This window comes from Streptomyces sp. NPDC001728, from assembly GCF_040297565.1.
Lineage (GTDB): Bacteria > Actinomycetota > Actinomycetes > Streptomycetales > Streptomycetaceae > Streptomyces.
The window spans coordinates 68553-80682 of the sequence record NZ_JBEOZK010000018.1 but is presented as its reverse complement, the minus strand read 5'-3'; the positions used below and the strand labels follow the sequence as shown (position 1 = coordinate 80682).

General features: G+C 72.3%; 8 protein-coding genes. 5 read left to right on the top strand and 3 right to left on the bottom strand.

What is annotated here, in order from left to right; translation table 11 throughout:
• Window positions 1–31 precede the first annotated feature (31 nt).
• Window positions 32–1456 carry a Gfo/Idh/MocA family protein gene (locus ABT154_RS24735; protein ID WP_351859127.1) on the top strand — a complete coding sequence of 475 codons (1425 nt, stop codon included), beginning with the start codon at window positions 32–34 and terminating at the stop codon, window positions 1454–1456.
• A gap of 46 nt (window positions 1457–1502) precedes the next feature.
• On the opposite strand, the gene ABT154_RS24730 is transcribed toward ABT154_RS24735, so the two are convergent.
• Entirely contained in the window at window positions 1503–3110 is a 1608-nt protein-coding gene (locus ABT154_RS24730; protein ID WP_351859125.1) for a peptide-N4-asparagine amidase, read from the bottom strand.
• A gap of 193 nt (window positions 3111–3303) precedes the next feature.
• Between ABT154_RS24730 and ABT154_RS24725 the strand changes: the two genes are divergently transcribed.
• On the top strand, window positions 3304–5109 hold the full coding sequence (locus tag ABT154_RS24725) for an ABC transporter transmembrane domain-containing protein (protein ID WP_351859123.1): 1806 nt from the start codon (window positions 3304–3306) through the stop codon (window positions 5107–5109).
• A complete protein-coding gene (locus ABT154_RS24720; RefSeq protein WP_351859122.1) occupies window positions 5106–6887 on the top strand; it encodes an ABC transporter ATP-binding protein in 1782 nt (593 codons plus the stop codon). The genes ABT154_RS24725 and ABT154_RS24720 overlap by 4 nt, the downstream gene beginning before the upstream one ends.
• 81 nt (window positions 6888–6968) lie before the next feature.
• On the opposite strand, the gene ABT154_RS24715 is transcribed toward ABT154_RS24720, so the two are convergent.
• Complete coding sequence (locus tag ABT154_RS24715) at window positions 6969–7760, bottom strand: metal-dependent hydrolase (RefSeq protein ID WP_351859120.1); 792 nt, start codon at window positions 7758–7760, stop codon at window positions 6969–6971.
• 70 nt (window positions 7761–7830) lie between these two features.
• Between ABT154_RS24715 and ABT154_RS24710 the strand changes: the two genes are divergently transcribed.
• Both ABT154_RS24710 and ABT154_RS24705 read left to right on the top strand, forming a co-directional pair.
• Entirely contained in the window at window positions 7831–10404 is a 2574-nt protein-coding gene (locus ABT154_RS24710; RefSeq protein ID WP_351859118.1) for a DEAD/DEAH box helicase, read from the top strand.
• Window positions 10405–10417: 13 nt separating this feature from the next.
• Window positions 10418–11281, top strand: a complete 864-nt coding sequence (locus ABT154_RS24705) for an acyl-CoA thioesterase (protein ID WP_351859116.1) — start codon at window positions 10418–10420, stop codon at window positions 11279–11281.
• Window positions 11282–11323: 42 nt separating this feature from the next.
• Here ABT154_RS24705 and ABT154_RS24700 read toward each other — a convergent pair whose 3' ends face one another.
• Window positions 11324–12115 (bottom strand): DUF2785 domain-containing protein, encoded by a 792-nt coding sequence (locus tag ABT154_RS24700; RefSeq protein WP_351859114.1) that lies wholly within the window; start codon window positions 12113–12115, stop codon window positions 11324–11326.
• Window positions 12116–12130: the final 15 nt, after the last annotated feature.

The following is a 12130-nucleotide window of genomic DNA, read 5'->3' as shown; positions in this document are numbered from 1 at the left end:
AAACAGCCGTGCACACCGTCCGGGAGGTTCCATGAACGAGCAGAGTCCGCACGTCCCGAGCCGCCGCAAGGTCCTCAGGAGCACCGCCGCGGCCGGCACGGGCCTCGGTATCGGCGCCCTCGGCGGCATCGACGCCCAGACCGCCGCCGCGGCGGCCCCGGCGGCGCCACCGGAGACCGCCGCCGGATCGGCCACCGTCCCCAGCCGCCGGGGTGCCACCATGGCCGGGGTGCCCTTCGAGGGCCGTTCCACCGTCCGTGTCGGACTGATCGGCCTCGGCAACCGGGGCAACGGCATGATCGGCCTCTATCTCGCCCTCCCGTGGGTGCGGGTGGTCGCCGTCTGCGACCCGGTGCGCGAGAAGGCCGAGCGTGCCGCCGCGAAGGTCGTCGCCGCGGGGCAGCCCGCGCCCGCCGTGTACACCCACGGCGAGGAGGACTACGAGAACCTCTGCGCCCGCTCCGACATCGACTTCGTCCATGTGGCCACCCCCTGGGACAGTCACTTCGCCATCGCGCGGGCCGCGATGCTGAACGGCAAGCACGTCGGCGTGGAGTGTCCGATCGCGATGCGGCTCGAAGAGCTGTGGGAGCTGGTGGACCTCTCGGAGCAGACCCGCCGCCACTGCATGCAGCTGGAGAACTGCTGCTACGGCCGGAACGAGCTGCGGGTGCTGCGGATGGCGCACGCCGGGAAGTTCGGCCGGCTGCTGCACGGGGCGGGGGCGTACAACCACGACCTGCGGGGGCTGATGTTCTCCCCCACGTACTACGAGGGCCCGTGGCGCCGCCTCTGGCACACCAGGCTGCGCGGGGACCTGTACCCCAACCACGGCTTCGGTCCGGTCGCCAACTACATGGACGTCAACCGGGGCGACCGGGTGGTGAGCATCAGCAGCTTCGGCACCCCGGCGCTCGGCCTCGCCGAGTACCGGGCGGAGCACATGCCGTCCGGCGACCCGAGCTGGAAGGAGACATATATCGAGAGCGACCGGACGATCAGTCTGGTCCAGACGGCCATGGGCCGGGTGATCCGCCTGGAGCACGACGTCTCCACCCCGCACCCGTACAGCAGGATCAACAGCCTGGGCGGCACGCGGGGCGTGTTCGAGGACTATCCGGAGCGGATCTACATCGAGCCCGACCACCGGAACGACCAGTGGGGTGACTTCTCGGCGTACGCCGGCGAGTTCGACCACTGGCTGTGGAAGGACCACGCCAACCCGCCGGGCGGCCACGGCGGCATGGACTACATCATGGTCTACCGCCTGATGCAGTGCGTGCAACTGGGGCTCGTACCGGACTTCGACGTCTACGACGCGGCCACCTGGACGGCTCCGGTGCCGCTCAGCCACGCCTCGATCAAGGCGAAGGGCGCGCCGCAGGAGATCCCCGACTTCACCCGGGGCGAGTGGCGCAAGGCCCGCGCGGGGATGGACTCGGCGCGGCCCGCCTGAGGTGTGCGGTGCCCGGCTCCCCGCCGGGGGCCGGGCACCATCGTGTTCAGCAGCGCCGCAGGTCCTCGGTGAGCGTCCCCTGAACGGCCGTCAGGCTCCGGTCGTAGCAGCCCGCCGAGCCGTACAGCCGGTAGCGCTCGGTGGTGGTGCCGACCGCGTGCCGCTGGTCGCGCGGTACGCCCGTGGTGTACGTCGCGTCCCCGGTGTACGTGTCGTCGAGCCGCGACCAGGAGAGGCGTCGCCCGTCGCGCACGACGGCGGTGTCGGCGCGGTCCCCGAGGGTGAGGACCGTCCGCAGCCGGTCACCGGCGCCGATCGTGGTCTCGCCGTCCATGGTGTACGTCCGGTCGGTGCGGGTGACGGTCCTGCCCGAGGTCACGGTCTCCCGGTCGGTCCAGCGCGCGGTGAACGCGTCCGGGTTCTCGTCCGGGCCCCAGCGGTGGACGGAGTCACTGGTGACGGTCCGGCTCACGGTGGTGTCGACCCGGCCGTGCGAGGTGTTCAGGTGGCCCCCGACGGTGAGCCGGTGGCTCGCCGCCGTGTCGACCCGGTGCGGCGAACCCGCCGTGTACACGGACGAGTTGCTCGGGTCGCTCTCCTCGTGGCGGTCGAGGCCGCCGGTGACGACCTCGCTGCCCTCGTCCTGCCAGAGCAGCACGTTGGTCGGGGTGGACCAGCCGGCGAGGTCCGCCGGGACCCCGGCGACGGCGACCTCCACGCGGTGGGCGTTCCCGTCGTTGAGGAGCGCGGCGAACGGGGTCAGGTCGTAGACGATCGGCTGGACGTCGAAGGCGCGCGGCCCGGGGGTGACGTACCAGAGAAAGGGGTTGGACCAGCCGCCGGTCCAGACGGTGGGGAAGGGGGCGGCGATGCCGGCGAGACGTCCGTCGACGGAGACGCGGACCTCCCGGTGCGGTCCGCCGGTCGCCCGGCAGGAGTAGGGGGCGGCGTCGGGGACGGAGAGGTACCAGTACTCCTCGCAGCCGCCGCCGGAGCCGGTGGCGTACACCTCGGCGAGGACGCGTTCGGTGTTGCGCGGGGTGATGAGGGTGGAGCCGGTGAGCGGGACGACCCGGTCGGGGGTGCCGGCGGCGGGCCTCACCCGGCCCTGGGCGGTGTGGAAGGTGAGGGTGACGCGGACGTCGATGACCCCGGTGTAGGTCTCGTTCACGACATTGCCGATGAGCATCTCGACGGGCCCCGGACGGCTGAGGGTGTCGCGGTAGCGGGTGACGTCCTTCTCGACCGACCAGGCGATGCCGTCGGGCGAGGGCTGGGGCGTGGAGGTGCGGAGGATCTCCACGCCGCCGACGGAGAGGTGGCCGAGCCGGTCGTACTGGCGGCCCTTCACCTTTCCTTCCAGACGGAGGACGACCTTGTTCCAGCGGGTGCCGCACTCCTTGGGCGGGGTGTAACTCCCCTGGTAGGGGGTGAAGTCGCGGAACTGTGCGGCGGCGAGGGTGACCTCGCAGCTACGGGTTCCGGGGGCGCCGACGGGCGGGGCGGCGGTGACCGGGTCGTGCCAGTCGCTGGTGAACTCGGCCGGGGGCGTCGGGCCGTTCGGGCCCTCGGCGGCGGCCGGGTGCGCGCCGAGCAGGGCCCCGGCGGCGAGGACCAGGCCGCCGAGCATGCTCATGATCTTGAGTGATCTCATGGGGCGGAAGTGAAGCGCGGTCGTGCGGCGCGGTCCAGAGGACGATGAGCGGACATGGCGCGATCTGTTCCCTCTTGGGGAAAATCGATTGCCGGTCCCCGAGGAAACCGCGAACCTTGCACGGTTTCCACACCGCCGTCGCACACCCCCGGCGCGCGTTCCCCCAGACGAGACCCGGAGACCCTGGGACGCCATGCAGATTCGAGATCTTCCCTATGCCGACCCAGGGGTCCCCGATGTCCGTTCGGGCAGCCGGTTCCTCGTCTGGCTCGGCCGTCAGCAGCTCGGCGGGCAGGTGAAGTCCCTGCTCTGGGGGCTGCTGCACCATCTGGGCATCGCCGGTCTTCCGCTCGGCATCGGCATCGCCGTCCAGGCCGTCGTCGACCGCGACGGCGGACGGCTCGCGCTCGCCGGGGTGCTGCTCGTGGCGCTCGGGGCCGCCATCTCCCTCGGCGACGTGATGCTGCACCGCACCGCCATCACCAACTGGATCACCGCCGCCGCCCGGGTGCAGCAGCTCCTCTCCCGCAAGACCGCCGAACTGGGCTCCGTGCTGACCCGGCGGGTCGCCGCGGGCGAGGTGGTGGCCGTCTCCACCGGCGACGTCGAGAAGATCGGGTGGTTCGTCGAGGCCCTGTCCCGCTTCGCCGCGGCAGCCGTCGTCCTGGTGGTCATCTGTGTGGGCCTCGTCGTCTACCAGCCGGCCCTGGGAATCCTGGTCGCCGTCGGCCTCCCCGTCATCGCGCTCGCCGTGCTGCCGCTGCTCCCCCGCGCGACCCGCCGGGCGGACGTCCAGCGCGAGAAGGCGGGCAAGGCCACCGAGCTGGCCTCCGACACCGTCGCCGGGCTCCGGGTGCTGCGCGGCATCGGCGGCGAGGAGCTGTTCCTCGGCCGCTACCGCGCCGCCTCCCAGGAGGTCCGCGCGGCGGCCGTGCACAGCGCCCGGATGTGGGCGCTGATCGCCGCCGTCCAGGTCGTGCTGCCGGGCCTGCTGATGATCGGCGTGGTGGCGTACGGGACCCGGCTCGCGCTCGACGGGCGGATCGGGGTCGGCGAGCTGGTCACGGTCTACAGCGCCGTGGCCCTCACCCATCACGCTCTGCGCAACTTCGAGGAGATCGCGATGGCGTACTCCTTCTCTCGGCCCTCCGCGAAGCGGGCCGCCCGGGTGCTCGCCCTCGGCCGTACGAGCACCGCCACGATCGGGGACGGGGAGCGGAAGGCGAGCGGCGACCTGTACGACCCGCTGACCGGGCTGCGTGCCCCGGCCGGCCTCCTCACGGCCGTGGTCTGCGGCGATCCGGACGTGGCCGGAAGGCTCGCGGACCGGCTCGGCGGGCACCCCGCCGAACCGGACGCCGACCACACCTCGGTGCTGCTCGGTGGGGTGCCGCTCGACGAACTGCCGCTGACGGACGCCCGTACCGTCGTCCTCGTCCAGGACAAGGACCCGGTGCTGCTCTCGGGCACCCTGCGCGAACTGCTCGACGTGCCCGCCTCGGGCGGCGTCACGGCTGGGGCGGCGCTCGCCGCCGCCCGGTGCGAGGACGTCCTCGACGCCCTCGCCCAGGCCTCCGTGGACACCGACGGGGACCCTATGCGCACCCGCATCACCGAGCGCGGCCGGTCGCTTTCCGGCGGCCAGCGCCAGCGTCTCGCGCTCGCCCGGTCCCTGGTGGCCGACCCGGAGGTGCTCGTCCTCGACGAACCCACCTCGGCGGTCGACGCCCACACCGAGGCCGCCGTCGCCACCGGCATCAGGGAGCTGCGCAGGACCAGGACCACCGTGGTCCTCGCCTCCTCGCCGCTGCTCCTGGACCGCGCCGACCGGGTGGTCCTGGTGCACGAGGGGCAGGCGGTCGCCGTCGGCACCCACCGGGCGCTGCTCGCCGCGGAGCCCCGCTACCGCGCCGTCGTCACCCGCGAGACCGAGGAGGAGCTCGCCACCGCGGCCCGCGGCGCGGGCGAACTCGAAGCACTGGAAGGGGAATCGGCATGATCGGCCTGGTGCCTCCGGAGTACGACCCGGCGGCCCCGAAGACGGCGACGACGCTGCCCGTCGCGAGGGCCGCCACCGTCCGCGGCTACGTCCGCGAGCTGCTGCGCCGGCACCGCCGGGCGTTCGCTCTGCTCATCGGGGTGAACGCGGTCTCCGTGATCGCCTCGATGGCCGGCCCGTACCTGCTGGGATCGGTGGTGGACGGCCTCGCGGACGGGGCGCGTGACCTCCATCTGGAGCGTACGGTCGCGCTGTTCGCGGTCGCCCTGCTCGTCCAGACCGTGTTCGTGCGGCTGGTCCGGCTGCGCGGGGCGATGCTGGGTGAGGAGATGCTCGCGGACCTGCGCGAGGACTTCCTCGTCCGCGCGGTCGGACTGCCGCCGGGCGTGCTCGAACGGGCCGGGACCGGCGATCTGCTCTCCCGGATCACCACGGACGTCGACCGGCTCTCCAACGCGATGCGCGAGGCCGTGCCGCAGCTGGCCATCGGCGTCGTCTGGGCGGGGCTGCTGCTCGGCGGCCTCGCCGTGACGGCGCCGCCGCTGGCGCTGGCCGCGCTGCTCGCCGCGCCTCTGCTGATCGTGGGCGCCCGGTGGTACTTCAAGCGGGCGCCGTCCGCCTACCGCTCGGAGTCCGCGGGATACGCGGCGGTGGCCGCCGCGCTCGCCGAGACGGTCGACGCGGGCCGCACGGTGGAGAGCCACCGCCTCGGCGCCCGCCGGATCGCGCTCTCGGACCGCCGGATCTCGGAATGGGTGGCGTGGGAAAGGTACACGTTGTTCCTGCGCTCGGTGCTCTTCCCCGTCGTCAACCTCACCCATACGACGGTGCTGTGCGCGGTGCTGCTGTTCGGCGGGGTGTTCGTGCTCCAGGGCTGGATCGACGTGGGGCAGCTGACCACGGGCGCGCTGCTCTCGCAGATGCTGGTCGACCCGATCGGGATCGTGCTGCGCTGGTACGACGAGCTCCAGGTCGCGCAGGTGTCGCTGGCCCGGCTCGTCGGCGTCCGGGACATCGAGCCGGAGGCGGGCGACGCGGAGGTACGGCCGGAGGGCCGGGCGGTCCGCGCGGACGAGGTCCGGTTCGGCTACCGCGAGGGCGCCGACGTGCTGCACGAGGTGACCCTGACGGTGGCTCCGGGCACCCGGCTCGCCCTGGTCGGCCCGTCCGGCGCGGGCAAGTCCACCCTCGGCCGGCTGCTCGCGGGGATCTACGCCCCGAGGACGGGCACGGTCACCCTCGGCGCCGCCGAACTGGCCCGGATGCCCGCCGAGCGGGTCCGCGAGCACGTGGCCCTGGTCAACCAGGAGCACCATGTCTTCGTGGGCTCGCTCCGCGACAACCTCCTCCTGGCCAGGACCGGCGCCACCGACACCGAGCTGTGGGCCGCGCTCACGGCGGTGGACGCGGAGGTCTGGGCCCGGGGCCTCGACGAGGGCCTGGACACGGAGGTCGGTTCGGGCGGCCGGTCGCTGACCCCGGCGCAGGCCCAGCAGATCGCGCTGGCCCGGCTGGTCCTCGCGGACCCGCACACCCTGGTCCTGGACGAGGCGACCTCGCTGCTCGACCCGCGCGCGGCCCGGCACCTGGAACGCTCGCTGGCCCGGGTCCTGGACGGGCGGACGGTCGTGGCCATCGCGCACCGGCTGCACACCGCGCACGACGCCGATCTGATCGCGGTGGTCGAGGAGGGCAGGATCAGCGAGCTGGGCAGCCACGAGGAGCTGGTCGCCGCGGACGGGGCGTACGCGGCGCTGTGGCGGTCCTGGCACGGCTGACGTACGAGGGCCCAAGAGGGCGTACGAGGAAGGGGGCCCGCACCGGATGTCCGGTGCGGGCCCCCTTCCTGTGCCGCATCTCTAGAAGACCCCGAGCGCGGAGGCCCCGCCCACCCCGCCCAGGAGCATGAACACGGGCATCAGGACCTTCAGCTCGACCCAGCTGCCCGCCCGGAAGCGCATGCCCTTCGGCGGGCCGATCGGGTACCAGCGCCTGCGGCCGACCGGGATGGGCCAGAGGATCGGGCAGCCCGAGACGGTCAGGGCGTCGCCGATGTCGTGGACGAGCGCGCCGAGCACGATCGGCAGGCCCAGCCACAGGTACTCCTGGCCGGGGCCGGTGAAGAACCAGTCGGAGCCGTTGCCGGGCTTGTCGAGGACGCCCGCGAGGATCCAGGCGCTGGTGGCGCCGAGCAGCCACACGAGCACGTCGCTGGACATCCGGGCGGCCCGCCACAGCAGGCCTTCCACGGCCAGCACCAGATGGACGAAGAGGATCGCCAGGACCGCCCAGCGACCGCCGGTGACGGCCGCGACGGAGGCACCGCCGCCGATCAGGACCGCCCAGAGCCAGGTGTGGGTGAGGGTCCGGTGGCCGCCGGACCTGCGGGGGTCGGCCGAGGAGCGGGTCGCCTTGTAGACGGCGTACGACAGCTTGTCGACGATCTCGCACAGGCCCTTGGAGACCGGGCCGAAGGCGCGCGAGATGGTCGCCGACTTGTGGTCCAGGTCCGGGGCGAGGGCGGCGCCCGCGCAGATGAGCGCGCCGACGACGAGAACCGGCCAGGGCATCGGGTGGTCGAAGGCAGCCGCCGCCGCTCCGACACCCAGCCAGGCCGCCGCTCCGGACAGCGAATGCGCCGGTCCCATCATGGTTGGCCCGCCCCGTTTCTCCCGTGCCGGCGCTCAGTTGACGACCGGTCGACGGACGAGCCTATCGTTCGTGATCTTCGATCCGGTGGCCGGTTCCCTCATCCGAGCGGAATGCGGGCAAGATGGGGGCGTGACCCTTATCGATCAGCTGCCGCCGACCGCCGACCCCGACGCCCTCTTCGAGGCCTTCTCCTCCTGGGCCGAGGACCGGGGCATCACGCTCTACCCGGCCCAGGAAGAGGCGCTGATCGAGGTCGTCTCCGGGGCCAACGTGATCCTTTCCACGCCCACCGGATCGGGAAAGTCGCTGGTCGCGGCGGGGGCGCACTTCACCGCGCTCGCGAACGACCAGGTGACCTTCTACACCGCGCCGATCAAGGCGCTGGTGTCGGAGAAGTTCTTCGACCTGTGCAAGCTCTTCGGCACCGAGAACGTCGGCATGCTGACCGGCGACGCCTCCGTGAACGCGGACGCCCCGGTGATCTGCTGCACGGCGGAGGTGCTGGCCTCCATCGCGCTGCGGGACGGCAAGTACGCCGACATCGGCCAGGTCGTCATGGACGAGTTCCACTTCTACGCCGAGCAGGACCGCGGCTGGGCGTGGCAGATCCCGATCCTGGAACTCCCCCAGGCGCAGTTCGTTCTCATGTCGGCGACGCTCGGCGACATGTCGATGTTCGAGAAGGACCTGACCCGGCGCACGGGCAAGCCGACCTCGGTGGTCCGCTCGGCGACCCGGCCGGTGCCGCTCTCGTACGAGTACGTGCTGACCCCCATCACGGAGACGCTGACCGAGCTCCTGGAGACCAAGCAGGCACCGGTCTACATCGTGCACTTCACGCAGGCGCAGGCGGTCGAGCGGGCGCAGTCGCTGATGAGCATCAACATGTGCACGCGCGAGGAGAAGGACAAGATCGCCGAGCTGATCGGCAACTTCCGCTTCACCACCAAGTTCGGCCAGAACCTCTCGCGTTACGTCCGCCACGGCATCGGCGTGCACCACGCGGGCATGCTGCCGAAGTACCGGCGGCTCGTCGAGAAGCTGGCGCAGGCCGGTCTGCTGAAGGTGATCTGCGGGACGGACACGCTCGGCGTCGGCGTGAACGTGCCGATCCGTACGGTGCTCTTCACCGCCCTGACCAAGTACGACGGCAACCGGGTGCGCACCCTGCGGGCCCGTGAGTTCCACCAGATCGCGGGCCGGGCGGGCCGGGCGGGCTTCGACACCGCCGGCTATGTGGTGGCGCAGGCCCCCGAGCACGTCATCGAGAACGAGAAGGCGCTCGCCAAGGCCGGCGACGACCCGAAGAAGCGCCGCAAGGTGGTCCGCAAGAAGGCCCCCGAGGGCTTCGTCGCCTGGAGCGACACCACCTTCGAGCGGCTGATCTCCGCCGAGCCCGAGCCGCTGACCTCCCGCTTCAAGGTCACCAACATCATGCTGCTCTCGGTGATCGCACGGCCGGGCAACGCCTTCGACGCGATGCGCAAGCTCCTGGAGGACAACCACGAGCCGCGCAAGGCCCAGCTGCGGCACATCCGCCGGGCCATCGCGATCTACCGCTCGCTGCTCGACGGCGGTGTGGTGGAGCAGCTGGACACCCCGGACGCCGAGGGCCGCACGATCCGGCTGACGGTCGACCTCCAGCAGGACTTCGCTCTGAACCAGCCGCTGTCGACGTTCGCGCTCGCCGCCTTCGACCTGCTCGACCCGGAGTCCCCCTCGTACGCCCTGGACATGGTGTCCGTCGTCGAGTCGACGCTCGACGACCCGCGCCAGATCCTCGCCGCCATGCAGAACAAGGCGCGTGGCGAGGCCGTCGGGCAGATGAAGGCGGACGGCGTCGAGTACGAGGAGCGGATGGAGCGGCTCCAGGAGATCTCGTACCCGAAGCCGCTGGGTGAGCTGCTCTGGCACGCCTACGACGTCTACCGGAAGTCGCACCCGTGGGTCGGTGACCACCCGGTGTCGCCGAAGTCGGTCATCCGTGACATGTACGAACGGGCGCTGACCTTCACCGAGTTCACCTCCTGGTACGAGCTGGCGCGGACCGAGGGCATCGTGCTGCGCTATCTCGCGAGCGCGTACAAGGCGCTCGACCACACCATCCCCGACGACCTCAAGACCGAGGACCTGGAGGACCTGATCGCCTGGCTGGGCGAGATGGTGCGCCAGGTGGACTCCTCGCTGCTCGACGAGTGGGAGCAGCTGGCCAACCCGGAGGTGCAGACCGCCGAGGAGGCCCAGGAGAAGGCCGACCAGGTCAAGCCGGTCACGGCCAACGCCCGCGCCTTCCGGGTCCTCGTGCGCAACGCGATGTTCCGCCGGGTGGAGCTGGCCGCGCTCGACAACCTGTCCGCGCTGGGCGAGCTGGACGGCGAGGCCGGCTGGGACGCCGACGCGTGGGGCGAGGCGATGGACGCGTACTGGGACGAGTACGACGACCTCGGTACCGGTCCGGACGCGCGCGGCCCGAAGCTGCTCAGCATCGAGGAGGACGCGGCGCACGGGCTGTGGCGCGTCCGGCAGACCTTCGCCGACCCGAACGGCGACCATGACTGGGGCATCAGCGCGGAGGTGGATCTCTCGGCCTCCGACGAGGAGGGCCGCGCGGTGCTCCGTGTGACGGCCGTCGGACAGCTGTAGAGGAGTACGCGCCGTGACCAATCCCGCCGAGAGCCTGGTCGACCTGCTCGACCTGGAGCGGATCGAGGTCGACATCTTCCGTGGGCGGAGCCCGCAGGAGTCATTGCAGCGGGTGTTCGGCGGGCAGGTCGCCGGGCAGGCCCTGGTGGCGGCCGGCCGCACCACGGACGGCGACCGGCCGGTGCACTCGCTGCACGCCTACTTCCTGCGGCCGGGCCGACCGGGGGTGCCGATCGTCTACCAGGTCGAGCGGATTCGGGACGGGCGCACGTTCACGACCCGGCGGGTCACGGCGGTGCAGGAGGGCCGGACGATCTTCAACCTGACGGCCTCCTTCCACCTGCCGGAGGAGGGTGCCTTCGAGCACCAGCTGCCGCCGAGGCACATGACGGACCCGGAGAGCCTGCCGAGGCTCGCGGACGAGATCCGCGACCACCTCGGGGCGCTGCCGGAGGCGCTGGAGCGGATGGCCCGCCGCCAGCCCTTCGACATCCGGTACGTGGAGCGGCTGCGCTGGACCAAGGACGAGGTCAAGGGCGCGGACCCGCGCTCCGCGGTGTGGATGCGGGCCGTGGGGCCGCTGGGCGACGACCCGCTGGTCCACACCTGCGCCCTGACGTACGCCTCTGACATGACGCTGCTCGACGCGGTACGGATCCCCGTCGAGCCGCTGTGGGGGCCGCGCGGCTTCGACATGGCCTCGCTGGACCACGCGATGTGGTTCCACCGGCCGTTCCGCGCCGACGAGTGGTTCCTGTACGACCAGGAGTCCCCGATCGCCACGGGCGGCCGGGGACTCGCGCGGGGCCGGATCTACGACCGCGAGGGCCGGCTGCTGGTGTCGGTGGTCCAGGAGGGCCTGTTCCGCAAGCTGTGAGCGGCGCCGGGGCGGGGACGGACGGTCACGGTCCCGCTTCGGTCAGCGCTTGACGATCCGGTCGAGGACGGCGGCGACGCCGGACTTGACCGCCTCGCGGTGGTGGAGGGGTTCCGGGGGCAGCTCGCTGGTGGGGCGCACGCCCCGGTCGGCGAGGACGTACAGCAGGCGCAGGGTGCGCAGGGCGTTGCTGAGGTGCGCGGGCACGGGGGTGCTGACCCGGTCGGCGCCGAAGCGGTCGGCGATCGGGTCGAGCCAGTCGACGGAGTCGCGCTCGCTGAGGTCGGCGCGGGTGAGGACCCGGGCGACCGCCCGTGCCAGGCGGTCGTCCTCCAGCTGGTCGTAGACGTGGTCGGTGGGCGCCGTCAGCCGCGCGGCGGCGAGGTCCAGCATCCGCACCGGCGCCACCTCGGAGTGGCGGCCGAAGGTGCCGAGCAGATCCGCGCCGTGCGCCACCGCGTGCAGCCAGCCGAGCGTCCCGTCGTGGCCGCGCAGATCCCGCTCCGCCGGGTACCAGCGCTCGAACGCGTCCACCCAGCCGGCCCTGAAGTCCCCCGCCGACACCAGCATGTCGAGCACGAGGGGCGCGAAGGTGCGGGCCTCGACCCGCGGGTCGGTGAACCGGGCGGCCATCTCGTCGCCCAGCTCCAGCCGCCGGGGCGCCGGGATCGTCCCGCGCGCGATCCAGGTGTCGAGCACGCCGTAGGGCTCGCCGTCCCGGATCCGGGGATCGGGGTCCGCCAGGGCGCGGGACAGTTCACGGACGAGGTCGTCCATGGGCGGGTCGGCGGGCACGGCACAGTCGGCGGCCTCGACGCTCTTCCAGTCGATCATGACGGCAGACTAGGT

Excerpts from the sequence above, each read along its gene's own strand:
- ABT154_RS24735 (WP_351859127.1), top strand. The coding sequence starts at position 32 with ATGAACGAGCAGAGTCCGCACGTCCCGAGCCGCCGCAAGGTCCTCAGG.
- ABT154_RS24730 (WP_351859125.1), bottom strand. The coding sequence starts at position 3,110 with ATGAGATCACTCAAGATCATGAGCATGCTCGGCGGCCTGGTCCTCGCC.
- ABT154_RS24725 (WP_351859123.1), top strand. The coding sequence starts at position 3,304 with ATGCAGATTCGAGATCTTCCCTATGCCGACCCAGGGGTCCCCGATGTC.
- ABT154_RS24720 (WP_351859122.1), top strand. The coding sequence starts at position 5,106 with ATGATCGGCCTGGTGCCTCCGGAGTACGACCCGGCGGCCCCGAAGACG.
- ABT154_RS24715 (WP_351859120.1), bottom strand. The coding sequence starts at position 7,760 with ATGATGGGACCGGCGCATTCGCTGTCCGGAGCGGCGGCCTGGCTGGGT.
- ABT154_RS24700 (WP_351859114.1), bottom strand. The coding sequence starts at position 12,115 with ATGATCGACTGGAAGAGCGTCGAGGCCGCCGACTGTGCCGTGCCCGCC.